This window comes from Pseudomonas sp. PvP100 (assembly GCF_017833055.1).
Lineage (GTDB): Bacteria > Pseudomonadota > Gammaproteobacteria > Pseudomonadales > Pseudomonadaceae > Aquipseudomonas > Aquipseudomonas syringae.
On the sequence record NZ_JAFIBO010000001.1, the window covers coordinates 3,133,567 to 3,158,330 of the forward strand.

Below are 24,764 nucleotides of genomic sequence, written 5' to 3' on the forward strand. Positions count from 1 at the left end.
ATACTTCTCAATGCCTGTTAGCCGGACGAGCGCTCGAAAGTAACAGGGCTGATTGAAAATAATTCCGTTTCAGGATTCAGCAGACTCGCAGCGCGTCACTCCGGGATGATCTTCAGGTGCGACGTATCGGGCGCCTCCTGCGACTCGGGTTTTTCGACCTGTCCCATGTCGCTGCCCACCGGGGCCAGGCTCAAATGCGAGAGATCCAGCAGCGGCGCAACAGGCTGAGGCTTGTCGGGCAGCAACTCGACGCCCGCTTCTGCGACCGAGTAATCCGGCGCATCGACGTCCACAAAAGCCGCCATATAAGCGTCGCGCGGTTTGATCTGCAAACGCCCCGGACTGACCGGGGTCTTGCGCAACCAGTTCGGTGCGTCCGGCGGCGGCGCCAGTTCGACCTCTTCCATAGGCAGTGGTGTATTCATTTCCAGCACACGCACCAGAGCACCCGCGCGCTCGAGGGTGGCGCGATATTTCTCTGCCGTTGCTGCGTCGAGATTGTTTTTCAGAACCAGTCGGCGTCCCGAGAACAGGAGGTCCAGACGTTCGGCATCTGCATTGAACAGCTTGCCAAGGTTAGCCCTTACCTTCTCGGGTTGTGCTCCGGCGACCAGTTCGGCACTGAAGACAATTTCGTAGAGATTCATGGAAGAAGACACCGATATGCACGTCAGTAAAAGTATGGCGAAGCGTCAGACAGCGCAATAAGCGCGTTGCCGTTGAACGTCGAGTTGGTAGACTCAGGCGTCAAAGGGAGCACATCCATGTTTTTTCAGGCGCACATTACAAGAATCATAAGCCTTGCGTTGATCCTGTCCGGGCTCAGCGGATGCTCGCTCCTGAGTTTTGACCGCACTCAGGAACCGGAAGTGCATTTGCTGAAGGTCCAGGTGGTCAAGGCGAGGCTGACACAGCAGGATTTCAAGCTGTACTTCGAAGTCGATAACCCCAACGAAGACAGCTTGCTGGTACGTGGCCTGAAGTACAAGATCACCCTCAATGACATGGTCCTTGTCGATGACACGTTCAGCGACTGGTTTGTCGTCGACGGTAATAGCCGCAAAACCTTTGTTGTGCCGATTCGCACCAACCTCTGGCGCTACGCACGGTACATCGCTCAACTGCTGAAAAAGCCTGATGAGCCGGTTCATTATCAGCTGGACGGCAAGCTCAAGACCGGCATCGTGTTCAGGCACAACGTGCGCATCGGCACTTCAGGCGACGTGCTGCCGGAAGACCTGATCCAGCGCCGTTAATCATTCAGCCTATCCGCCCAGCTTGCCCTTGATCAGCTCAAGAAGAAACTTCCAGATGTCCGCGGCCCACAATGCCCGGTTGACGGCACTGATCAGCGCACCGCCGAACGATCCCAGCAGAAACCCAACCCCCGTAGTGTTGCGCGGATCTGCCACGCCAAGGTAATCACTGGCGATGCCGGTGAGGAATACTGCACAGGCCACGCCGGTCACCAGAAAAACCAGCCAGGCACGCCAGTCGAGCAGACCTGCCTTATGCCACCAGCCAGAAATGATCGCACCCACCAGACCGGCTACCAGCCACTCGCCTCGGTCTGCCAAACCATTCAAGATATCCATCGCTTCTGACTCCGTTCAAGAAATACAGCCGTTCACGAACACAGAAAATTCACGCACTGGGGGGGCCTGCCGCGGATTGCCGAGGCACCGGCACCGTTAGAAAACCGGAAAAATTAAGCATGCTTAAAATCGCAAGCAAACGTATGCCACCAACCCGCCGCGCCACCGGGCGAGCATCAGAGGCTTAAGGTCAGTTATCGATGTAGCGCTGCCAGCCAATCCTTACCGAACCGTCTGGCTGACGGTCAATCTCGATGCCTTCGGTTTCTTCGATTTCCTGCAGCACCACGTTCCAGCTGTCCACGGGCTCATCATCACGACGAGCGACGATGACCCACTGGGTCTTTTGAACATTCGGCGCGGAGACCAGCCGTTGAATGCGCTTGCCGATCTGTTCGTAGGAAGACCTGCCTGTCGATCCAGTATCATTGCCAGCCATGATAGCCTCCGAGGCATAACTGTATATAAATACAGTATTCCAGCTGTATGAACCTCGCAAGCATTTCGTAGGACGTTTCCTGCCGAGCATCTTTGGCGAAAAAGCCTGCAAGCCTTGTCACGCGAGGCTTACAGCCTGCCAGTCATCCTCACCGCTACGCCGATAATGCGACAGTCGGCACCGCATTCGATCATTTTGTACGCCGGGTTCAGGGGCTTCAGGTAGCGTGTGCCACCGTCCTCGACCAGCTTCTTGAACGTCGCCTCGTTGCTGGCGGGTAGCTTGGCGATCACCAGCTTGCCGGGCTGCACATCAGCCTCCGTGTCCACCAGAATCATCATTCCTTCCGGCACACTGACGCCGGTGGGCGCGGTCATCGAATCGCCCTTGACCTCCAGCCAGAACGCCGGCCCCTTGGAGTCGTAGTCGGAGATTTCATAGCGGTCGGAAAAGCCGTCGGGATAAGGCTGAACCGCCTCTTCCCAGGAGCCCGCCGACACCCAGCTGATCACCGGATAGCGGAAGGACATTTTCGGCTGATCGATCAGCGCAACGTTGGCGTCGAAGGCAGGCGCCTGTTCCGGCCCCTCGCCAATCGCCAGCCATTCGGCACTAAAGCCCGTGGCCCTGGCCAGTGCGTAAAGATTTTCCGGCCGCAGGCTTTTGCTTTCCCCACTGATCCATTGGGTAACGGCAGAGTTGGCCACGCCGCACTGGGCGGCAATCTCACCTTTCTTCAGGCCGCTGGTGGCGATTGCCCTGGCGATACGTTCCTGTCGGGTCATGAATCGGCTCCGCACACGGTAATAAAGAATACTGAAAAATGCTCAACTTAGACTAAGCATACTTAAAAACTGGCGCTGTGCGAATCCCAATATGCCGATACTGCTTGGCCGTGATTTGCGGGATAATGCGCGCCAGATTTAATTGCGGAGTAAAACCGATGAACCAGCAAGCCCATGTGCATGGCCCCGATTGCAACCATGACCACGATCACCACGACCACCAGCACGGCCATGTACACGGTCCAGACTGCGGTCACGCTCACCAGGAACCGGTGCGCAATACCCTTAAAGATGTCGGTCGTAACGATCCTTGCCCGTGCGGCAGCGACAAGAAATTCAAGAAATGCCACGGCGCGTAAGGCGCGGAGCATTATGGACGACGGCCTGCATTGCAGGCCGTTTTCATTTGTAGGCGGCAGGTGAGCAAGGTAAAACATGGGGTTTCGGTCACCCACATGGAGCGCTCAATGATCGACCTGCATTACTGGACCACGCCCAACGGGCACAAAATCACGCTGTTTCTGGAAGAGGCAGGTCTGCCCTACACGATCTTTCCGGTGAACATCGGCAAAGACGAGCAATTCAAAGCCGAATTCCTGAAAATCGCCCCTAACAACCGCATCCCGGCCATTGTCGATCACCAGCCTGCTGACGGCGGCGCACCGCTGAGCCTGTTCGAGTCGGGCGCCATTCTGCTGTACCTCGCCGAGAAGACCGGGCAATTCATCCCGCAGGATCTACGTGGTCGCCAGGAAGTGTCGCAATGGCTGTTCTGGCAAATGGGCGGGCTCGGTCCGATGGCGGGTCAGAATCATCACTTCAATCGTTTCGCCAAGGAAAAGATCCCCTACGCGATCGAGCGCTACGTCAAAGAAACCGCACGACTGTATGACGTACTGAACAAGCGTCTGGCCAATCGCCAGTTTGTGGCGGGTGACGAGTACAGCATCGCCGACATGGCGATCTACCCTTGGATCGTGCCGCACACCTATCAACAGCAGAACCTGGACGACTTCCCGCACCTCAAGCGCTGGTTCGACAGCATCGCCGGTCGCGAAGCGACCCAGCGCGCGTATGCGCTGGTCGAGAAGATCAACCCGTCGAAGCCTTGAGTCCCCTTGGACTCAAATGGCGACTCTTGTGCCTGCGCTGAGCAATGGCACAAGAGCCGTCTGGTCACTTCTGCAAAATCCTGAAATAAACTCGCCCTTCCCGCTTGCGCGCTGGCGGGCTGCTCTCTAACGTAGCGGCTTTTGTACGTTACCCCTCCAGGAGCTTGCCCATGGCCTCGCCAGCCCTTCGTCATTTTCTACCCCGATTCGGCGCTGCCGCCGCTGCGGCGAGCTTCCTGAGCCTTGCCGGCTGCCAGTTGGGCAGCGGCGATCCCGAGACCGTGCTGCCTGTTTCCGGGACGTTCCCGCTCAAAGGGCTGGCGCAAAATGTTTCGGTGCGCCGCAACACGATGGGCATGCCGCTGATAGAAAGCAGCAGCTATCACGATGCGCTGTTCACGCTCGGCTACGTTCATGCCGGTGATCGAATCGGTCAGATGCTCGGCATGCGTCTGCTAGCACAGGGCCGCTTGTCGGAAATGGCCGGCGCGGATGCACTGGGCGTCGACCGCCTGATGCGCTCGGTCAACCTCAAGCAGAACGCCAGCGACCTGTACAACGCCGCGTCGCCACGCTTGAAACGTTTCTTCGATGTCTATGCACGCGGCGTGAACGCCTACCTGTTCCGTTATCGCGACAAGCTGCCTGCCGAGATCGCCAGTTCGGGCTACAAGCCGGAATACTGGAAGCCGGAAGACTCGGCGCTGATCTTCAGCCTGCTCAATTTCAGCCTGTCGGTAAACCTGCAGGAAGAGCTGTCGGCTCTGGTTCTGGCGCAGAAAGTCAGCGCGGACAAACTCGCCTGGCTGTTGCCGACCTACCCTGACGAAGAATTACCATTTGCCGAAGCCGACAAGCTCAAGGGCCTGAACCTCAACAATCAGGTCACCGGCCTGAGCGATCTGAACAGGATCGCCCTGCAGCTCTCGGACCTGAACATGCTCGGCGTTGCGGCCTCCAGCAACTGGGCCATCGCGCCACAACGCAGTCGCAACGGCAAAAGTCTGCTGGCCAGTGACATGCAGCTGCCTGCCGGGCTCAATTCTGCCTGGAGCTTCGTGCAGATCCGCGCACCGAAATACCAGGTGTCCGGCGTCACCATCGCCGGTATGCCGCTGGTGCTCAGCGGTTTCAACGGCAAGCTGGCGTGGAGCATGAGCAACGTCAAGGGCGACAACCAAGACCTGTTTCTGGAGAAGATCAAGCGCGAAGGCAACCGCGTCTCTTATATGGCTGACGGCAAATGGCTGCCAGCGGCGGCGCATCAAGAAACCTTTCTGGTCAAGGGCGGCAGCCCGCTGCGTGAAACCGTGTACGAAACCCGCCACGGCGCGCTGCTCAACGCCTCTGCAACCCCGCCCGGCAACGGTTTGAGCCTGGCGCTGCAAGTTCCGAACTTCAAGGACGACAAGAGCCTGGATGCATTCTTCGATCTGTCCCGTGCGCCTAACGTCGAGAAAGCCTTCGATACCAGCCGCGAGATTCGGGCGATCACTCTGAACATGATCTTTGCCGACGCCTCGAACATTGGCTGGCAGGTCACCGGCCGCTTCCCGAACCGGCGTGAAGGCCAGGGTCTGCTGCCTTCGCCGGGTTGGGATGGCAAGTACGACTGGGACGGTTTCGCCGACTCGATGCTCCACCCTTATGATCAGGACCCGCGCCAAGGCTGGCTTGCAGCGGCCAACCAGCGCACGATCCCGAAAGGCTACGGCATGCAGCTCTCCAACTCGTGGGGCTACCCGGAGCGCGCCGAGCGGATTGCCGAGCTGGCCAACGGTGGCAAGCAGGACCTGCGCAGCACCATCGCCATGCAATACGACCAGACCACCACGTTCGCCGCCAAGCTCAAGACCATGTTCCAGGCGCCGGGCATGAGCAAGCCGCTCAAGCAGGCCATCGATGCCCTGCCCGAAGCCGATCGCAACAAGGCCCGCGAAGCGTTCACGCGCCTGATGGCGTTCGATGGCAAGCTCAGTGCTACCTCGGCCGATGCGGCGCTGTACGAGCTGTTTCTGCAGGAAAGCGCCAAGCAGATTTTCCTCGATGAATTGGGTCCGGAAACCAGCCCTGCCTGGCAGGCACTGGTGGCCAATGCCAGCTCATCCTACTCACCACAGGCCGACCACCTGTTGGGGCGCGATGACAGTCCGTATTGGGATGACGTTAAAACCCCGCAGAAGGAAGACAAACCGGCCATCCTCGCGCGCAGTCTGGCGGCTGCCATCACCAGTGGCGACAGCCTGTTGGGCAGCGATCACAAGGCCTGGCAATGGGGCAAACTGCACCGTGACAACTGGGTCTCGACCAGCCCGCTGGCCAAGCAGTTGGGTGGCGGCGAGTTCAACCGTAGCGCCACACCAGCGGGTGGTGATCACACGACGCTGAACGTGTCCGGCTTCGAGTGGGGCAAGGGCTTCGACGCCCGCATGGCCCCCGGTCTGCGCATGATTGTCGACTTCAGCCTGGTCGAACCGATGACCGGCCTGATCAGCACAGGCCAATCCGGCAACCCGGCCAGCCCGTATTACGCCAACAGTATCGAGCCGTGGCAGAAAGGTCAGTACCAGTCGATTCCGGTGCAACAACAGAACTACGAAAAGGGCTACGGCAAGCAACGCCTGACGCTGACACCGGGCAAGTAAGCGCCGAAAACCGGACGCAGCGGTTTTTCTTTGTCAGGTAGATTGGGGTTCGGCTTGAGTCATCAATGTCCGGAAGAAACACCATCGTGCATAAAAGCGCTTTTATGTCGCGATGGCACTGACGACGCAGAGTGCGACGTAAGTGACGGCTGAGTCCTGGCGCTGATCCGGGGGTAGCCTGGCAGGACGCCAGGCTAGCCGCACCGGGCCATGGATGGCCCGGTGCGGCGACCCCCGGATCAGTGACAGGGCGAAGGAACCCGACGAAGTCGGGCCGGAAACGGAGCCAGGGGGTTTGGTTACTTTGGCCCCATCAAAGTAACTCGCCGAGGGGCGAAAAGGTGACTTGAGCCGAACCTCAATCCACCTGACATCGCAGAACCCATGTGTGACGCGGAGCGTCACGAACTGCATTCCCACGCGGAGCACGGGAACGATAGTCAGAGGCGAAAAGATGACCTTGAGTCGAGCCCTGATTCACCTGCTGTCGCGCCTCACGCTCCGGAGCGCTCACGCAAACTCCCCGAACTTCCAGATCCTTCCCGGCTCATAGCTAACAAGCCCATCCATACGGTTGCCCCATGGATCTTGTCGTTGCTCGCCCCGAAGGTTTGTACTGCCCACCTGGTGATTTCTATATCGATCCATGGCGTCCTGTCGAACGCGCCGTCATCACCCATGCGCATGGCGACCATGCCCGTACCGGCAATGAGCATTACCTGTCGGCGGCCAGTGGCGAGGGTATTTTGCGTTCGCGCCTCGGGCAGGACATCAACCTGCAGACCCTGGAATACGGCGAAACCATCACCCATCACGGCGTGAAGCTGAGCCTGCATCCGGCCGGGCATGTGCTGGGGTCGGCGCAGGTGCGACTGGAGTACCAAGGCGAGGTCTGGGTAGCTTCCGGCGACTACAAAGTCGAGCCGGACGGGACTTGTGCGGCCTTCGAGCCGGTGCGCTGCCATACGTTTATCACCGAATCGACCTTCGGCCTGCCGATCTATCGCTGGGCGCCGCAGGCGCAGATCTTCGAAGGTATCAACCAGTGGTGGCGTGCCAATGCAGCCCAGGGCAAGGCCAGCGTGCTGTTCGCCTACTCGTTCGGCAAGGCCCAGCGCATCCTGCACGGCATTGACGCGCAGATCGGGCCGATACTGGTACACGGCGCCGTAGAGCCGCTGAACCGTGTGTATCGTGAAGGCGGCATCTACATCCCGGAAACCCAGTACGCCGGCGATTTCAAAAAGACCGATCCCGCGCTGCGTCAGGCGTTGATTCTGGCACCGCCTTCGGCAGGTGGCAGCAGCTGGATGAAGCGCTTCGGCGAATACAGCGATGCGTTTGCCAGCGGCTGGATGATGCTGCGCGGCACACGACGCCGGCGCGGTGTGGATCGCGGTTTTGTGCTGTCCGATCACGCCGACTGGCCAGGCTTGCTATGGGCTGTTGAACAGACCGGCGCCGAACGCGTCATGGTGACCCACGGCTCGGTCGGCATACTGGTGCGCTACCTGCGAGAACTGGGCCTGGACGCGCAGGGCTTCAGCACCGAATACGGTGATGAAGAGGACAGCAACCCGGCAACCAGCGAACCCGAGGCGGCAGGCACGGGTGAGGCTCAATCATGAAAGCCTTTGCTGAACTCTACGCACAGCTGGACGCGACCACGTCAAGCAACGCCAAACTCGCCGCAATGCGCGACTACTTCGAAAAGGCGGCAGCAGAGGACGCAGCCTGGGCAGTGTACTTTCTGTCAGGCGGACGCCCACGACAGTTGGTGCCTACCCGTGTACTGCGCGAACAGGCAATGACCCTGGCAAGTCTGCCGGAATGGCTGTTCGAAGAGAGCTATCAGGCAGTCGGTGACCTGGCGGAAACCCTGTCGCTGTTGCTGCCCCAGGCCGACCACAGTAATGACGAAGGCCTGGCCACCTGGATGGAAGACAAGCTGTTGCCATTGCGCGGTCTGCCGCCTGAAGAACTCGCCGAGCGGCTGCCGCTGTTCTGGTCGCAGCTGGACCGCAGCAGCCTGATGGTCTGCATCAAGCTGATCACCGGCAGCTTCCGCGTCGGCGTGTCCAAGCTGCTGGTCACCCGTGCGCTGGCGGCGCTGGCAGACATCGACAGCAAACGTGTCGCACAACGACTGGTGGGCTACACCGACCTGTCGCACCGGCCCAGCGCCGAGCGCTATTTGAAGCTGATCGCGCATGAATCCGAAGATGAGCACGCCCAACGCGGCGGCCAGCCCTACCCGTTTTTTCTCGCCCACTCGCTGCAACAGCCCGCCGATCAGTTCGAGGCGTTGCTCGGTCCGGCGCAGAACTGGCAGGTGGAATGGAAGTGGGACGGTATTCGCGCGCAACTGGTCAAACGTGACGGGCGCTTGTGGATCTGGTCGCGCGGCGAGGAGCTGGTAACCGACCGTTTTCCGGAGTTGCACAGCCTGGTGCAGTGCCTGCCGGACGGCACGGTGATCGACGGCGAAATCGTGGTCTGGAAAGCCCCCGATGCGAACCCCGATGCCGATGCGGAGTTTGCCTTGAACAGCGATGCGCCTGTGGCTGCGCCTTCGGTTCAGCCGTTCGCCCTGCTGCAACAGCGCATAGGCCGAAAGACGCTGGGCAAAAAGATTCTTGCCGACGTTCCGGTCGTGGTGCTGGCCTATGACCTGCTGGAGTGGCAAGGCGATGACTGGCGCAGTCGCCCGCAACATGAACGCCGCTCGCGCCTGGAAGCTCTGATCGAAACCTGCCAGAGCGAGGTGCTGATGCCCTCCCCGGTGCTCACCGGCAAGGATTGGCTCGACCTGGCCACCCAGCGCGAAGCCTCGCGCAGCCTGGGCGTAGAGGGCATGATGCTCAAGGCTCGCGACTCGCTATACGGCGTCGGTCGCACCAAGGACATGGGGGTGTGGTGGAAATGGAAAATCGACCCGTTCAGCGTCGACGCCGTGCTGATTTACGCGCAACGCGGTCACGGACGACGCGCCAGTCTGTACAGCGACTACACCTTTGCAGTCTGGGACGGCCCGCCCGAAGCCAGTGAGCGCACGTTGGTGCCATTCGCCAAGGCCTACTCGGGGCTGACCGATGAAGAAATGCGCAAGGTCGACGCCATCGTTCGCAAGACAACGGTGGAGAAATTCGGGCCGGTCAGCAGCGTCACTCCGACGCTGGTGTTCGAGCTGGGCTTTGAAGGTATCGCCCTGTCCAAGCGTCACAAGAGCGGCATCGCGGTGCGTTTCCCGCGGATGCTGCGCTGGCGGCAGGACAAGCCGGTCGCCGAAGCCGACAGTCTGGCGACGCTGCAAGACCTGCTGAACTAGAGCACCAAAAGGGCGCATGGCAAATACCGTGCACCTTTTTGAAACACCAACAGGCAAATCATCCTGATCGTTTGTAGGAAACTTCCTGATTCGTTACCAATCTTCCGCTCTGTCTCACCTGACAAAGCTCCCTGCGTAGTACCGGGCGATGAACACCAACCCTGTAAGCGCGCATGGGCGGCCAATTGCCAGCCGTTTATACGAAATAGCGACAACGCCTTACATTTCAAACGCACGTTCGTTCCTCTGGTTCGGAAATTGCTACCCAATGCCTATCTGGCACTTGCCGGTAGCACGCTTCGCGTATTCCCAACGCCCCATTTAAGGTTTTAAGGACTGAACAATGAAAAAAGCATGGCTGACTCTTTCTGCACTGGCTCTGTGCATCGCCGCCGGTAACACCATGGCCAAGGAATACAAGGAACTGCGCTTTGGCGTCGATCCATCTTACGCACCGTTCGAATCAAAAGCGGCCGATGGCAGCCTGGTCGGCTTCGATATCGATCTGGGCAATGCGATCTGCAAAGAGCTGAAAGTCACCTGCAAATGGGTAGAAAGCGACTTCGACGGCATGATCCCCGGCCTCAAGGCACGCAAATTCGACGGCGTCATTTCCTCGATGACCGTGACCCCTGCTCGCGAAAAAGTCATCGACTTCTCCAACGAACTGTTCTCCGGCCCGACCTCGCTGGTGTTCAAGAAGGGTGCAGGCTTTACCGCCGACCCGGCCAGCCTGAAAGGCAAGACCGTGGGCTATGAGCAAGGCACCATCCAGGAAGCCTACGCCAAGGCCGTACTGGACAAGGCAGGTATTTCCACCAAGGCCTATGCCAACCAGGACCAGGTTTACTCCGACCTGACCTCCGGTCGTCTCGACGCCTCGATCCAAGACATGCTGCAGGCCGAACTGGGCTTCCTGAAATCGCCGGCCGGTGCTGACTACGAAGTCAGCAAGCCTATCGACAGCGAACTGCTGCCAGCCAAAACCGCCATCGGCATTGCCCAGGGCAACAAGGAACTCAAGGCGCTGCTGGATAAAGGCATCGAGGCGATGCATAAAGACGGCACCTACGCTGAAATCCAGAAAAAACACTTTGGCGACCTGAACCTCTACAGCGGTAAATAACACCCCGACGCCCATCGATTTCGGCGATCATTTGTCGCCCGATCGGTGGGCGTTTTTGTTGGTAACAAGGCCTATCCATGCTCGATGCACTCATGCAAAACCTGGGACTCTCGGCATTCAGCCTGAAGGGCTTTGGCCCGCTGTTGCTGGAAGGCACCTGGATGACCGTCAAACTGGCTGTGCTGTCGCTTGCTCTGAGCATTTTGCTCGGACTGATCGGGGCCAGCGCCAAACTGTCGAGCTCCGCGCTGCTGCGCGTGCCGGCGCAAATTTACACGACACTGATCCGTGGTGTTCCGGACCTGGTGTTGATGCTGCTGATTTTCTACAGCCTGCAAACCTGGCTCACCATGCTGACCGACGCGATGGAATGGGAATACATCGAGATCAACCCGTTTGGCGCAGGCGTCATCACCCTGGGCTTCATCTATGGTGCGTACTTCACCGAGACCTTTCGCGGCGCGATTCTGTCCGTGCCTCGCGGTCAGGTGGAAGCGGCGACGGCCTATGGATTGAAACGCGGCCAGCGCTTTCGTTACGTGGTGTTCCCGCAGATGATGCGTTACGCGCTGCCGGGGATCGGCAATAACTGGCAGGTTCTGCTCAAGGCGACTGCGCTGGTATCGATCATCGGCCTGGCTGATCTGGTCAAGGCGTCACAGGATGCGGGCAAGAGCACCTATCAGCTGTTCTACTTTCTGGTGCTGGCGGCACTGATTTACCTGCTGATCACCAGCGCCTCGAACTTCGCCCTGCGTTGGGCTGAGCGGTATTACGCCGCAGGCAGCCGGGAGGCACAGCGATGATCGAATTGCTGCAGGAATACTGGAAACCCTTCCTTTATACAGATGGCGTCAACGTGACCGGCCTGGCGATGACCATGTGGCTGCTCAGCGCCTCCATCGTCATCGGCTTCTGCGTGTCGATCCCGCTGTCGATTGCGCGGGTGTCGGGAAAACGCTGGGTGCGCTGGCCGGTGCAGTTCTACACCTACCTGTTTCGCGGTACGCCTCTCTATATACAGCTGCTGATCTGCTACACCGGCATTTACAGCCTTGCCGCGGTGCGTGAACAGCCGATGCTCGATGCGTTCTTTCGCGATGCGATGAACTGCACGATCCTGGCCTTCACCCTGAACACCTGCGCCTACACCACGGAGATCTTTGCCGGGGCGATCCGCAGCATGGCCCACGGCGAAGTCGAAGCGGCCAAGGCCTACGGCCTGACCGGCTGGAAGCTTTACGCCTACGTGATCATGCCGTCGGTGCTGCGCCGCTCTCTGCCGTATTACAGCAACGAAGTGATCCTGATGCTGCACTCGACCACCGTGGCCTTTACCGCCACGGTGCCGGACATCCTGAAAGTCGCGCGGGATGCCAACTCCGCCACTTTCATGACCTTCCAGTCCTTCGGTATCGCCGCCGTCATGTACCTGACCGTGACGTTCATTCTGGTCGGGCTGTTCCGCCTTGCCGAACGCCGCTGGCTGGCCTTTCTCGGCCCGGCCCATTAATCAGGACTGAACATGCGCCATCACACCCATGACTTGCTGTCGCCAGTGCCCGGCACTGGCCGGCAAATCCACAGCTTTCATTACGGGCCGCAAAACGGCGCCGGCAAAGTCTATATTCAGGCGTCGCTGCATGCCGACGAGCTACCGGGCATGCTGGTGGCCTGGTACCTGAAGCAGCGTCTGGCCGAACTGGAAAACGCCGGGCGACTGCTGGGCGAAATCGTTGTGGTGCCCGTCGCCAACCCGATCGGTCTGGAACAGGTACTGATGGACACCCCGCTGGGCCGCTACGAGCAGGAAAGCGGCCAGAACTTCAATCGCGGGTTCAGCGACCTCTGCACTCAGGTCGGTGATGACATTGAAGCCCGACTGACTAACGACGCAGAGCACAACTGCGCGCTGGTCAGGGACAGCCTGCTGGCGGCGCTGAATGCCGTACCGGCGACCACACAACTGCATTCGTTGCGCCTGACCCTGCAGCGCCTGGCCTGCGATGCCGACATGGTGCTGGACCTGCACTGTGATTTCGAGTCGGTCGAGCACCTGTACACCACGCCCGAAGCCTGGCCGAAAGTCGAACCGTTATCACGCTACCTGGGCGCGCAAGCCAGCCTGCTGGCGACTGACTCAGGCGGGCAGTCGTTCGATGAGTGCTTCACGCTGGTCTGGTGGCAATTGCAGCAACGCTTTGGCGAGCGCTTTCCGATTCCCATGGGCAGCTTTTCGGTGACCCTGGAGCTGCGCGGGCAAGGCGATGTCAACCATGCGCTGGCCAGCCGCGACTGCCAGGCGATCATTCATTACCTGATCGATGCCGGCATGATTGACGGCGATCTGCAGCCGCTGCCCGAACTGCTCTACCCCGCTACGCCACTGGCAGCGGTCGAACCGGTGGCTACGCCGGTCGGCGGCCTGCTGGTGTTCTGCGCGATGCCCGGCGAACACGTCGAGGCCGGCCAACTGATTGCCGAGGTCATCGACCCGATCAGCGACACCGTGACCTGCATCCATGCCCTCAACGCAGGCCTGCTGTATGCGCGTTCCCTGCGCCGCATGGCGACTGCCGGCATGGTCATTGCGCACATCGCCGGCACCCATGCCTATCGCAGCGGCTATCTACTTTCTCCTTGAGGACCTGTCATGTACAAACTGACCATCGATGGCCTGCACAAAAGCTATGGCGACAATCACGTGCTCAAAGGCGTATCGCTCAAGGCCAGCAGCGGTGACGTCATCTGTCTGATCGGCGCCAGTGGCTCCGGCAAGAGCACCTTTTTGCGCTGCATCAACTTTCTCGAACAGCCCAGTGACGGGGCGATGAGCCTGGATGGCAAGCAAGTACGCATGGTCAGCGACAAGGACGGTATGCGCGTTGCCGACCCGGATGAGCTGCAGCGTATCCGTACGCGGCTAGCGATGGTGTTTCAGCACTTCAACCTGTGGGCGCACATGACCGTGCTGGAAAACATCACCATGGCGCCGCGCCGGGTCCTGGGCGTGCCCAAGGCCGAAGCCGAAGCTCGCGCGCGCAAATACCTGGAAAAGGTCGGCCTGCCTGAGCGTGTCGCCGATCAGTACCCCGCGTTTCTTTCCGGTGGCCAGCAACAGCGCGTGGCCATCGCCCGTGCGCTGGCGATGGAGCCGGAAATCATGCTTTTCGACGAACCGACATCCGCGCTGGACCCGGAGCTGGTCGGTGAAGTGCTGAAGGTCATTCAGGGCCTGGCTGAAGAAGGCCGGACGATGATTCTGGTCACCCACGAAATGGGTTTCGCGCGCAAGGTGGCGAGCCAGGTTGTGTTCCTGCACCAGGGCCAGATCGAAGAATCCGGCCACCCGGACGAAGTCCTCAACAACCCGAAAAGCGAGCGTTTGCAGCAGTTCTTGAGCGGCAATCTGAAGTAGCACGGATTGCTGCGTACACACGTCTCGATCCCCCTCAAATCTCGTTCCCACGCTCAAGCGTGGAAGACGCTCTACGTCATCAAGAGGACGCAGAGCGTCCAGAACGGCATGCCGACGCGGAGCATCGGCACGATAGTCATGGTGGTATCCCTGGTATCGGCACGATAGGCAATCCAGGAACGATCAGCCACATAACCATTTAAAACTATTACCCTTTCTCTGCTGTCTCTGACTTAACGCCACTCAGAGCACACTCAAACGGATGAGCAGACCCACCGATTTCGCTCGACGATGGTTTCTCGCCCGAGGCTGGAAGCCCTTTGCGTTCCAGAAAGAGGTCTGGGCGGCGGTGAAGAATGGCGAGTCCGGTTTGCTGCATGCCAGCACCGGCTCGGGCAAGACCTACGCCGTATGGTTCGCCGCGCTCAACCGCTTCGCCAAAGCCAATACGCTCACCGCTGACAACAAACCCCGCAAACGCAAACCGCCTGCCGAACCGCTGAGTGTCCTGTGGATCACGCCCATGCGCGCCCTGGCCGCCGATACCGCCCGCGCCCTTGAGGCGCCACTGGCCGAACTGGACATCCCGTGGTCGGTCGGCTTGCGCACCGGCGATACCAGCGGCAGCGAACGCGCCCGGCAGAGTCGGCGGCTGCCCTCTGCCTTGATCACCACCCCTGAAAGCCTGACGCTGCTGCTGACCCGTGCCGACGCTCAGGTCGCCTTGTCGACACTGAAGATGGTGGTGGTGGACGAATGGCACGAGCTGATCGGCAACAAGCGCGGCGTGCAGTTGCAACTGGCCCTTGCCCGCCTGAGGCGCTGGAATCCGCAACTGATCGTGTGGGGCATTTCCGCGACGCTGGGTAATCAGCAACACGCGCAGCAGGTACTGATCGGCGACGGCGGCGTGACCGTGCAAGGCAAGATCGTCAAGGACTTGCAGGTCGATACGCTGTTGCCGCCGTCCATCGAACGCTTCCCGTGGGCCGGGCACATGGGCCTGCGCATGTTGCCGCAGGTCGTGGCCGAGGTGGAAAGCAGCGCAAGCTGTCTGGTGTTCACCAACACCCGGGCGCAGTCGGAAATCTGGTATCAGGCGTTACTGGAAGCCCGCCCCGACTGGGCCGGGCTGATTGCCCTGCACCATGGGTCGCTGGCCCGAGAGGTCCGCGACTGGGTCGAGCGCGCGTTGAAGGAAGGCGCACTCAAGGCCGTGGTGTGTACCTCCAGCCTGGACCTGGGCGTGGACTTTCTGCCGGTCGAGCGCGTGTTGCAAATCGGCTCGCCCAAAGGTGTCGCACGCCTGATGCAGCGCGCCGGGCGCTCGGGCCACGCACCGGGTCGCCCTTCGCGCGTGACATTGGTGCCGACCCACAGCCTGGAGCTGGTCGAAGCCGCTGCCGCCCATGACGCCGTCGAAGCTCGGATGATCGAGCCCCGCGAATCCCCACACCAGCCGCTGGACGTGCTGGTCCAGCACCTGGTCAGCATCGCCCTGGGCGGTGGCTTCCGTCCCGATGAGCTGCTGGCCGAAGTACGCAGCGCCTGGGCTTACCACGACCTCAGCGACGAGCAATGGCAATGGGCGCTGGCGTTTGTCCGCAACGGCGGCCACTCGCTGACCGCCTACCCTGATTACCGCCGTGCCGAACCCGACGAGGACGGCGTCTGGCGTGTCCCCGATGCGCGTCTTGCAAGACGCCACCGCATGAGCGTGGGGACCATCGTCAGCGAGGCCACCGTCAACCTGAAATACTGGAAAAAAGGCGGCGGTGGTGGCTCGCTGGGCAGCGTTGAAGAAGGCTTCATCGCCCGACTCAAACCCGGTGATGGTTTTCTGTTCGGCGGACGCTTATTGGAGTTGGTTCGAGTGGAAAACATGACGGCCTACGTCAAGCGCGCAACCGGCAAGAAAGCCGCCGTACCACGCTGGAATGGCGGTCGAATGCCCCTGTCCAGCGAACTGGCGGATGCCGTGGTGGAGAAGTTCGATGCCGCTGCGCGGGGCGAATTCAACAGCCCGGAAATGCGCGCGATCAAACCCCTGCTGGAAGTGCAGCAGCAGTGGTCAGGGCTGCCACGACGCGACACATTGCTGGCCGAAACACTCAGGTCCCGGGAAGGCTGGCACCTGTTCCTCTACCCGTTCGCCGGCCGCCACGTGCATCTGGGGCTGGGCAGCCTGCTGGCCTGGCGCCTGAGCCGGCATCAGCCGCTGACCTTTTCCATCGCCGTCAACGACTACGGGCTGGAGCTGCTCAGCGCCAGCGAGATCGACTGGGCGCAGACATTGCAGGCTGAACTGTTCAGCGAAACGGAGCTGTTAGCCGATATTATCGCCAGCCTGAACGCTGGCGAACTGGCCCTGCGGCGCTTTAGGGAAATCGCGCGCATCTCCGGGCTGGTGTTTTCCGGCTACCCTGGCGCGGCCAAGAGCAATCGTCAGTTGCAGGCATCCAGCGGGCTGTTCTTCGAGGTGTTCAAGCAATACGACGCTGACAACATGCTGCTGACCCAGGCCGAACAGGAAGTCCTGCGTCAGGAACTGGACCTGCAACGTCTGGAACTGACGTTGCGCCAGATCAACAGCCGCACGCTGGACCTGCACGCAATAAAACGCGCGACCCCGCTGGCCTTTCCGTTGCTGGTCGAACGCTTTCGCGAAAGCCTCAGTTCGGAGAAACTTGCCGACCGCATCGCGCGCATGGTCCGCGACCTGGAGAAAGCCGCTGGCCCGGAGCCTGAACAATGAACCCGTATCTGGCTGTCACGCTGGCAGGAGAGGAGCTGTGGCTGCTGGCCGACAAGGCCATCTACTACCCCGCCGAACGATCCTTGCTGATCGCCGATGCGCACTTTGGCAAGGCGGCCGCCTATCGCAAGCTCGGCCAACCGGTGCCGCACGGCACTACACAGGCGAATCTGCGCCGCCTGGACAGCCTTTTGGATGCCTATCCCTGCGATCATCTGATCTTTATGGGCGATTTCCTGCACGCGCCGGAATCTCACGCGGTCAGCACGCTGGCGACGCTGCAACAATGGCGGGCAGAGCGTTCGACACTACGCATCACACTGATCCGCGGCAACCATGACAAACGAGCCGGCGATCCGCCCGCCTCTCTGGGCATTGATGTGGTCCCCGAGCCCTTGGCACTCGGGCCATTTGCCCTGCAGCACGAGCCCGATCCGCACCCTGACCTGCACGTACTGGCCGGGCACGTTCACCCGGTGTATCGACTACACGGGCGCGGCCGGCAAAGCTTGCGGCTGGCGTGCTTTTACCTCGGCCGGCAAGTCAGTCTGCTGCCAGCCTTCGGCGAGTTCACGGGCGGTTTTCAGATTCGCCCCGCACCGGACAGTACGATCTACGTGACCGGCGGTGATGCCGTGTGGCGAGTGGCGTAGCGTCGCCGGTCGCCACATACAAAACTGCCCGCTGCTCACGAGAACAGCAGGCAGTTTTCTGATAATCAGGCCACAGGTGCAGGTGGCGGCTCGTCAGGAACAGTAGGCCCGCCTGGCTCGGTTGGCTGAAACGGAGTATCGCGGCCTGGATCACCCGGGATCCCGCCACCGACCATGTTCAGCTCCGGGCTGAGATCGGAATGAGCCATCAACGACCAGGCGAGCAACCCGATCTCGTTAAGCGGAGATTGAACCTGTTCAGAGATTTTGAAAGTAGTCTTCATAGGGCACTCCAGATCAAAGGCTTTCGCACGTAATGAATTATGCGAAAGCATGTGAACAGATAGAGTGCGTAATAGAGTATTAATTCAATTCCACTAGTCAGCTGGAGCGCAAATCAGGTACGCGGCAGGGTGACGCCACGCTGCCCCTGGTACTTGCCACCCCGATCCTTATAGGACACTTCACACTCCTCATCGGACTCAAGGAACAGCATCTGCGCCACGCCTTCGTTGGCGTAGATCTTGGCCGGCAGCGTGGTGGTGTTGGAAAACTCCAGCGTTACATGGCCTTCCCACTCAGGCTCGAGCGGCGTGACATTGACGATGATGCCGCAGCGCGCGTAGGTGCTCTTGCCCAGGCAGATGGTCAGAACGTTACGCGGAATGCGGAAATATTCGACGGTGCGCGCCAGTGCAAACGAGTTGGGCGGGATGATGCACACGTCGCTCTTGATATCGACGAAGCTTTTTTCATCGAAGTTTTTCGGATCGACCGTGGCCGAATTGATGTTGGTGAAGACCTTGAATTCGTCGGCGCAACGCACGTCGTAGCCATAACTGGACACCCCGAAAGAGATCACCCGATCAGCGCCTTCGCCACGTACCTGGCGCTCTACGAAGGGCTCGATCATCCCGTGTTCCTGCGCCATGCGGCGAATCCACTTGTCCGATTTGATGCTCATGGCGGTGTCCTGAATAGCGAGGTGAAAAAGATATCCGGCATCTTACCGGGCTGAGGCCGAGGGTTCAAAGGCAACAGATCGCGAGTTCGCGTGACCGGCCGGGCTGTTTCGCTGCGAATGGAAATAATCATCAACAGACCATTGGCACGTTCGGAAAAAAGGGTTAAGGTGGCGTCACTGTGTTGCTTGTGTCACTGAGAATCTCTACACGATGTTGAATTTCGATCCAACCATCTCCATGAATTTTCCAGCTCTTTGCACTCAGTCTCGGCCAGGGCTCTTCCTACGCCGCAGTTAACTTTGTCCAAGGAGATATACTATGTCCAATCGCCAAACTGGTACCGTTAAGTGGTTCAACGATGAAAAAGGCTTCGGCTTCATCACTCCACAATCCGGTGACGACCTGTTCGTGCACTTCAAAGCTATCCAATCCGACGGCTTCAAAAGCCTGAAAGAAGGCCAACAGGTTTCTTTCATCGCTACCCGCGGTCAGAAAGGCATGCAAGCTGAAGAAGTTCAAGTTATCTAACTTGTACTGATTCGCTTAAAAACCCCGCCCTCAAAAGCGGGGTTTTTTATTGCCCGCCTTTTGACCTCTCGCTGGCTGAACACCCGCTGCACGCCTGACCAGAACGAGAGAAGCACAGCACCTCCCCCGCCCGATCATCACCATCCAATCAGTCGTCGCTTACCGAAATCGTCGGCATGGCTGGACTTGCAGCTTCCTGCAACACGATCCGCGCACCGACGTGACGTGCCAGCTCCTGATACACCATCGCAATCTGACTATCCGGCTCGGCAATCGCCGTAGGCTTGCCGCCATCTGCCTGCTCGCGAATCAGCATCGACAGCGGCAGTGACGCCAGCAGCTCGACATCATACTGCGTCGCCAGCTTCGCGCCGCCACCTTCACCGAACAGATGCTCGGCATGGCCGCAGTTGGAGCAGATGTGCACCGCCATGTTTTCCACCACGCCCAGTACCGGAATGTTGACCTTGCGGAACATCTCGACACCCTTTTTCGCATCCAGCAAAGCCAGATCCTGTGGCGTGGTGACAATCACGGCCCCCGCCACCGGGACTTTCTGCGCGAGCGTCAACTGGATATCACCGGTGCCGGGCGGCATGTCGATGACCAGATAGTCCAGGTCATTCCAGGCAGTCTGCGTGACCAATTGCAGCAAAGCCCCCGACACCATCGGTCCGCGCCAGACCATCGGCGTGTTGTCGTCGGTCAGAAAGGCCATCGACATCACCTCGATGCCATGCGCCTCGACCGGCACGAACCACTTCTGGTCCTTGATCTTCGGCCGCGTGCCTTCGGGAATACCGAACATCACCCCTTGGCTCGGCCCATAGATATCGGCATCGAGAATACCGACGCGAGCGCCCTCGCGAGACAGTGCCAAGGCCAGGTTGGCGGCGGTCGTGGACTTGCCGACACCGCCCTTGCCGGACGCGACGGCGACAATGTTTTTCACATTGGCAAGCCCCGGAATCTGGCTCTGGGCCTTGTGCGCGCTGATCACGCTGCTGATGGCAACGGTGGCCGAACTGACGCCGTCCAGATTCTCGATGGCGGTTTTCAGCACGTGCGCCCAGCCGTTCTTGAACAGGTCGGCGGCATAGCCCAATTCGAGTTGCACGCTGACCTGTGCCCCCTGAATATCGATGGACCGGACGCAACCGGCAGTGACCGGATCCTGATTCAGATAGGGGTCGGTGTACTGGCGAAGAATCGTCTCCACCGCTGCGCGATTGACTGCGCTCATGGGCTTACTCCGTAAAAAGACTGACTGGAACAGCCGACTATCGTACCTGTTCTGCCAGCAGCCCACATGATTTCACTGAACCGCACCCAACCATTCAGGAGCATTCCCACAACCGCACGGGTGAAAAAAATCGTTCAGACCTTTATAGTGGCCGGTCTCCGTTTCACTTCAAGTAGCCGAGCCCCATGTCCGAGCCACGCAAGATTCTCGTTACCAGCGCCCTGCCCTATGCCAATGGTTCCATTCACCTTGGCCACATGCTCGAGTACATCCAGACCGACATGTGGGTGCGTTTTCAGAAGCACCGCGGCAATCAATGCATTTATGTCTGCGCGGACGACGCCCATGGCTCGGCAATCATGCTGCGCGCCGAAAAGGAAGGCATTACGCCAGAGCAACTGATCGCCAACGTCAAGGCCGAACACAGCGCCGACTTTGCCGACTTCCTGGTGGACTTCGATAATTTCCACTCGACGCACTCTGACGAGAACCGCGAACTGTCGAGCATGATCTACAAGCGTCTGCGCGATGCGGGTCATATCGCGACGCGCTCGGTTACCCAGTACTTCGACCCGGAAAAGAAAATGTTCCTGGCCGACCGCTTCATCAAGGGCACCTGCCCGAAATGCGCGGCCGAGGATCAGTACGGCGACAACTGTGAAAAGTGCGGCGCTACCTATGCCCCGACGGATCTGAAAGACCCCAAGTCGGCGATTTCCGGTGCCACGCCGGTGCTCAAGGACTCGAAGCACTTCTTCTTCGACCTTCCCGCATTCGACGCCATGCTCAAGCGCTGGACGCGCAGCGGAACCCTGCAGGATGCGGTTGCCAACAAGATCGCCGAATGGCTGGACAGTGGCCTGCAGCAGTGGGACATCTCCCGCGATGCGCCCTATTTCGGCTTTGAAATTCCCGACGAGCCAGGCAAATACTTCTACGTATGGCTTGATGCGCCGATCGGCTACATGGCCAGCTTCAAGAACCTGTGTGCGCGTCGTCCAGACCTGGACTTCGATGCGTACTGGGGAAAGGGCGCGACCACCGAGCTCTATCACTTCATCGGCAAGGACATCGTCAACTTCCACGCGCTGTTCTGGCCTGCCATGCTGGAAGGCGCTGACTTGCGCACACCGACCGGCATCAACGTCCACGGCTACCTGACCGTCAATGGCCAGAAAATGTCGAAATCGCGTGGCACCTTTATCAAGGCGCGCACCTACCTCGACCACCTGCCGCCCGAGTACCTGCGCTATTACTACGCATCCAAGCTGGGCCGTGGCGTCGACGACCTCGATCTGAACCTCGAAGACTTCGTGCAAAAGGTCAACTCCGACCTGATCGGCAAGGTTGTTAACATTGCCAGCCGTTGCGCCGGGTTCATTCACAAGGGCAACGCCGGTGTGATGGTCGAAGCCAATGCCGCGCCCGAGCTGACCGACGCGTTTCTGGCGGCTGCACCCAGCATTGCCGATGCCTACGAAGCCCGCGACTTCGCCCGCGCCATGCGCGAGACCATGGCCCTGGCGGACCGTGCCAATGCCTACATCGCGGAAAAGGCGCCATGGGCGCTGGCCAAACAGGAAGGCAGGCAGGATGAAGTCCAGGCCGTCTGTGCGCTGGGCATCAACCTGTTCCGCCAACTGGTGATTTTCCTCAAGCCGGTCCTGCCCAATCTGGCCGCCGATGCAGAAAAATTCCTCAACGTCGAACCACTGACCTGGGAAGACCACAAGATCTTGCTGACCAATCATCAGCTCAACCCTTTCTCGGCGCTGATGACCCGTATCGACCCGGTCAAGGTCGAGGCCATGGCCACTGCCTCCAAGGAAGACCTGACCGCTACCGACTCGTCGGCGGACACCGCGCCTGCCGGTAATGGCGAACTCGCCAAAGACCCGCTGTCGGCGGAAATCGACTTTGACGCCTTTGCCGCCATCGACCTGCGCGTCGCGCTGATTCTCAAGGCCGAACACGTGGAGGGTGCCGACAAGCTGCTGCGCCTGACTCTGGACATCGGCGACGAGCAGCGCAATGTCTTTTCCGGCATCAAGAGCGCCTACCCGACCCCGTCCGAACTCGAAGGCCGTCTGACCATGATGATCGCCAACCTCAAGCCGCGAAAAATGCGTTTCGGCATTTCGCAGGGCATGGTGATGGCGGCAGGCCCCGGCGGTGAGGAGATCTATCTGCTCAGCCCCGACAGCGGTGCCAAGCCAGGCCAGCGCATCAAGTAAAAAACGCAAGGCCCGGTATCCTGCCATCAGGCAGATACCGGGCCTTTACGCATTCGCAAGCTCCCTGAGCTGTCCGATAATGCTGCTCTCCGGATAGACAGAACACCTGTTGGTCACCTGGCAAGACCATGACTGAATTGATTCGCCTGCTTCCCGACGTGGACCTCATCCGCAGTATCGACGCCCTTCTGCCGCAGACTCAGTGCGGCAAGTGCGGCCATCCCGGCTGCAAGCCCTACGCCGAAGGCATCGCTGGCGGCGAAGCCATCAACAAGTGCCCCCCGGGCGGCGACGAAACGATAGCCCAGCTGGCCGAACTGCTGTCTGTTCCGGCCCTGACACTGGATATGCAACGCGGCACTGCACCTGCACAGGTTGCCTTCATTCGCGAAGCAGAGTGCATCGGTTGTACCAAATGCATTCAGGCCTGCCCCGTGGATGCCATTCTCGGCGCATCCAGGCTGATGCACACCGTGATTATCGATGAGTGCACAGGCTGTGATCTGTGCGTTGCGCCGTGCCCGGTGGATTGTATTGAAATGCATCCGCTGCCACTGGCAACGGTCACGCCCATCGTCGGCGGTCTGGCCCCTACCCCTGAGCTGCAGGAGGCGCGGCAGCGCAAGCGTAGTCATGCCCGAATGCGTTTCGAGGCACGAAATGCACGCCTACACCGGGAGCAGCAAAAGCGGCTGGCAGAGCGCCTTGCGCGGTCGCAGCGCGTTGAATCCGCTCGGGACGTGTTGCCTCGATCCGCCGTTGCACTCGCCCGGAACGACAAGCCTGCCGGACCGGATGAGGCCTTGAAAAAAGCCCGAATTGCGCTGGCCATGAGCCGCGCGCAACTCAACAAGTCGCTCAAGGCGTTTGGTCACCCCCCCATTGCGGAGCAGGCCGCCAGGCTTGTGGAATTGCAGCGCGAATACGAAGCTGCCGAGCAGACACTTGCAGCACTTCTGCCACCCCCCGCACAGGCTAATTCCGAGGAAAAGCTCCGCCCATGAATGCCGCAAAACGCCAGGAAATCTTTCGCAGGCTGCATGAGGACAATCCGGACCCAAAAACCGAATTGGCTTACACCACGCCTTTTGAACTGTTGATAGCCGTCATCCTTTCCGCCCAGGCCACCGACGTAAGCGTCAACAAGGCGACTGCCAGGCTTTACCCGGTAGCCAACACACCACAGGCCATTTACGAACTGGGTGTAGAGGGGCTCTCCGAGTACATCAAGACAATCGGCCTCTACAACAGCAAAGCCAAAAACGTGATTGAAACCTGCCGCATGCTGGTGGAGCTGCACAACGGTGAAGTACCGCAAACCCGGGAAGCACTCGAGGCGCTGCCGGGCGTCGGGCGCAAAACCGCCAACGTGGTGCTCAACACCGCTTTCCGCCAGATCGCGATGGCGGTAGATACGCATATCTTCCGCGTCAGCAACCGCACAGGCATCGCGCCAGGGAAAAATGTAGTGGAGGTGGAAAGGCAACTGATGAAATTTGTGCCGAAAAACTACCTGCTCGACGCTCATCACTGGCTGATTCTGCACGGGCGCTACGTTTGCCAGGCCCGTAAACCGCGGTGCGGCAGTTGCCGTATAGAAGATCTGTGCGATTACAAGGCAAAAACATCCGACGATTGAGCCATACAGATCATTGCTGCCTTGCCGATTGAAAAAATCTTTTTTACCCACCTTTGGATTGTCGATATAAGAAGCGCCAGAGAGCACAAGCCCTGGAGTCGACTTCATGAGCACTGACAACGAACAACTGGACGTAGACGACGACCTCGTCTCCGTCGACACGGACGACACAGAACCAGTGACTGTCGAGCCGGCGAAGACCAACCTGAGCAAACGACGCACCATCGACAACCTGCTTGAAGAGCGGCGTTTGCAGAAGCAGTTGGCTGATTACGACTTCGATTTCTAGACAGCCGTGA

The 24,764-nt window shown here is 59.8% G+C and carries 25 protein-coding genes; 18 read left to right on the forward strand and 7 right to left on the reverse strand.

What is annotated here, in order from left to right; genetic code table 11:
* Positions 1-95: 95 nt before the first annotated feature.
* Complete coding sequence (locus JOE39_RS13265; protein ID WP_032659807.1) at positions 96-647, reverse strand: hypothetical protein; 552 nt, start codon at positions 645-647, stop codon at positions 96-98.
* Positions 648-764: 117 nt separating this feature from the next.
* On the opposite strand from JOE39_RS13265, the gene JOE39_RS13270 reads away from it, so the two are divergent.
* Positions 765-1,256 (forward strand): LEA type 2 family protein, encoded by a 492-nt coding sequence (locus tag JOE39_RS13270; protein WP_003314407.1) that lies wholly within the window; start codon positions 765-767, stop codon positions 1,254-1,256.
* 9 nt (positions 1,257-1,265) lie between these two features.
* Here the strand turns inward: JOE39_RS13270 and JOE39_RS13275 are convergent, their stop codons facing one another.
* From JOE39_RS13275 to JOE39_RS13285, 3 genes are all read right to left on the reverse strand, one after another.
* Positions 1,266-1,595, reverse strand: coding sequence for a hypothetical protein (locus JOE39_RS13275; protein WP_003314406.1), 330 nt, complete (start codon positions 1,593-1,595; stop codon positions 1,266-1,268).
* A gap of 190 nt (positions 1,596-1,785) precedes the next feature.
* On the reverse strand, positions 1,786-2,034 hold the full coding sequence (locus JOE39_RS13280) for a DUF1654 domain-containing protein (RefSeq protein WP_003314405.1): 249 nt from the start codon (positions 2,032-2,034) through the stop codon (positions 1,786-1,788).
* Between the two features lie 128 nt (positions 2,035-2,162).
* Complete coding sequence (locus JOE39_RS13285) at positions 2,163-2,819, reverse strand: XRE family transcriptional regulator (RefSeq protein ID WP_210077253.1); 657 nt, start codon at positions 2,817-2,819, stop codon at positions 2,163-2,165.
* 158 nt (positions 2,820-2,977) lie between these two features.
* Here JOE39_RS13285 and JOE39_RS13290 point away from each other — a divergent pair, with 158 nt between their 5' ends.
* The 12 genes from JOE39_RS13290 to pdeM all read left to right on the forward strand — a co-directional run bounded on the left by JOE39_RS13290 (position 2,978) and on the right by pdeM (position 17,856).
* Positions 2,978-3,178: an SEC-C metal-binding domain-containing protein gene (locus JOE39_RS13290; RefSeq protein WP_003314401.1), complete on the forward strand. Its 201-nt coding sequence runs from the start codon at positions 2,978-2,980 to the stop codon at positions 3,176-3,178.
* A gap of 108 nt (positions 3,179-3,286) precedes the next feature.
* Positions 3,287-3,931, forward strand: a complete 645-nt coding sequence (locus tag JOE39_RS13295) for a glutathione binding-like protein (protein WP_210077252.1) — start codon at positions 3,287-3,289, stop codon at positions 3,929-3,931.
* A 170-nt stretch (positions 3,932-4,101) separates the two neighbouring features.
* Complete coding sequence (locus JOE39_RS13300) at positions 4,102-6,576, forward strand: penicillin acylase family protein (protein WP_210077250.1); 2,475 nt, start codon at positions 4,102-4,104, stop codon at positions 6,574-6,576.
* A 581-nt stretch (positions 6,577-7,157) separates the two neighbouring features.
* Positions 7,158-8,204, forward strand: coding sequence for a ligase-associated DNA damage response exonuclease (locus JOE39_RS13305; protein ID WP_010436866.1), 1,047 nt, complete (start codon positions 7,158-7,160; stop codon positions 8,202-8,204).
* Positions 8,201-9,904 carry an ATP-dependent DNA ligase gene (locus JOE39_RS13310; RefSeq protein ID WP_210077248.1) on the forward strand — a complete coding sequence of 568 codons (1,704 nt, stop codon included), beginning with the start codon at positions 8,201-8,203 and terminating at the stop codon, positions 9,902-9,904. Before JOE39_RS13305 ends, JOE39_RS13310 begins: the two co-directional genes overlap by 4 nt.
* Before the next feature lie 343 nt (positions 9,905-10,247).
* Entirely contained in the window at positions 10,248-11,030 is a 783-nt protein-coding gene (locus JOE39_RS13315; RefSeq protein WP_003428785.1) for a transporter substrate-binding domain-containing protein, read from the forward strand.
* 77 nt (positions 11,031-11,107) lie between these two features.
* Positions 11,108-11,836, forward strand: a complete 729-nt coding sequence (locus JOE39_RS13320; protein ID WP_003363567.1) for an ABC transporter permease — start codon at positions 11,108-11,110, stop codon at positions 11,834-11,836.
* Complete coding sequence (locus JOE39_RS13325; protein WP_004404160.1) at positions 11,833-12,543, forward strand: ABC transporter permease; 711 nt, start codon at positions 11,833-11,835, stop codon at positions 12,541-12,543. Before JOE39_RS13320 ends, JOE39_RS13325 begins: the two co-directional genes overlap by 4 nt.
* Before the next feature lie 12 nt (positions 12,544-12,555).
* The gene (locus tag JOE39_RS13330; protein WP_032659816.1) at positions 12,556-13,674 is read left to right on the forward strand and encodes a succinylglutamate desuccinylase/aspartoacylase family protein; all 1,119 of its coding nucleotides are present in this window, start codon (positions 12,556-12,558) and stop codon (positions 13,672-13,674) included.
* A 9-nt stretch (positions 13,675-13,683) separates the two neighbouring features.
* The gene (locus JOE39_RS13335; RefSeq protein ID WP_003412889.1) at positions 13,684-14,448 is read left to right on the forward strand and encodes an ATP-binding cassette domain-containing protein; all 765 of its coding nucleotides are present in this window, start codon (positions 13,684-13,686) and stop codon (positions 14,446-14,448) included.
* Positions 14,449-14,710: 262 nt separating this feature from the next.
* Positions 14,711-17,203, forward strand: a complete 2,493-nt coding sequence (locus JOE39_RS13340; RefSeq protein WP_210077247.1) for a ligase-associated DNA damage response DEXH box helicase — start codon at positions 14,711-14,713, stop codon at positions 17,201-17,203.
* Positions 17,200-17,856, forward strand: coding sequence for a ligase-associated DNA damage response endonuclease PdeM (pdeM, locus tag JOE39_RS13345; RefSeq protein ID WP_210077245.1), 657 nt, complete (start codon positions 17,200-17,202; stop codon positions 17,854-17,856). The genes JOE39_RS13340 and pdeM overlap by 4 nt, the downstream gene beginning before the upstream one ends.
* A gap of 65 nt (positions 17,857-17,921) precedes the next feature.
* On the opposite strand, the gene JOE39_RS13350 is transcribed toward pdeM, so the two are convergent.
* Both JOE39_RS13350 and dcd read right to left on the reverse strand, forming a co-directional pair.
* Positions 17,922-18,140, reverse strand: a complete 219-nt coding sequence (locus tag JOE39_RS13350) for a hypothetical protein (RefSeq protein ID WP_004404179.1) — start codon at positions 18,138-18,140, stop codon at positions 17,922-17,924.
* Positions 18,141-18,253: 113 nt separating this feature from the next.
* The gene (gene dcd / locus JOE39_RS13355; RefSeq protein WP_002554836.1) at positions 18,254-18,820 is read right to left on the reverse strand and encodes a dCTP deaminase; all 567 of its coding nucleotides are present in this window, start codon (positions 18,818-18,820) and stop codon (positions 18,254-18,256) included.
* 319 nt (positions 18,821-19,139) lie between these two features.
* Here dcd and JOE39_RS13360 point away from each other — a divergent pair, with 319 nt between their 5' ends.
* Positions 19,140-19,349: a cold-shock protein gene (locus tag JOE39_RS13360; protein WP_002554837.1), complete on the forward strand. Its 210-nt coding sequence runs from the start codon at positions 19,140-19,142 to the stop codon at positions 19,347-19,349.
* Positions 19,350-19,497: 148 nt separating this feature from the next.
* On the opposite strand, the gene apbC is transcribed toward JOE39_RS13360, so the two are convergent.
* Complete coding sequence (gene apbC, locus JOE39_RS13365) at positions 19,498-20,592, reverse strand: iron-sulfur cluster carrier protein ApbC (RefSeq protein ID WP_024665461.1); 1,095 nt, start codon at positions 20,590-20,592, stop codon at positions 19,498-19,500.
* Between the two features lie 185 nt (positions 20,593-20,777).
* Here apbC and metG point away from each other — a divergent pair, with 185 nt between their 5' ends.
* The 4 genes from metG to JOE39_RS13385 all read left to right on the forward strand — a co-directional run bounded on the left by metG (position 20,778) and on the right by JOE39_RS13385 (position 24,754).
* On the forward strand, positions 20,778-22,826 hold the full coding sequence (metG, locus tag JOE39_RS13370; protein ID WP_210077243.1) for a methionine--tRNA ligase: 2,049 nt from the start codon (positions 20,778-20,780) through the stop codon (positions 22,824-22,826).
* A 128-nt stretch (positions 22,827-22,954) separates the two neighbouring features.
* Positions 22,955-23,830, forward strand: a complete 876-nt coding sequence (gene rsxB, locus JOE39_RS13375; RefSeq protein WP_010421077.1) for an electron transport complex subunit RsxB — start codon at positions 22,955-22,957, stop codon at positions 23,828-23,830.
* Entirely contained in the window at positions 23,827-24,465 is a 639-nt protein-coding gene (gene nth / locus JOE39_RS13380) for an endonuclease III (protein ID WP_003363585.1), read from the forward strand. The genes rsxB and nth overlap by 4 nt, the downstream gene beginning before the upstream one ends.
* Before the next feature lie 106 nt (positions 24,466-24,571).
* A complete protein-coding gene (locus JOE39_RS13385) occupies positions 24,572-24,754 on the forward strand; it encodes a hypothetical protein (RefSeq protein ID WP_003363588.1) in 183 nt (60 codons plus the stop codon).
* The last annotated feature ends 10 nt before the right edge of the window (positions 24,755-24,764 follow it).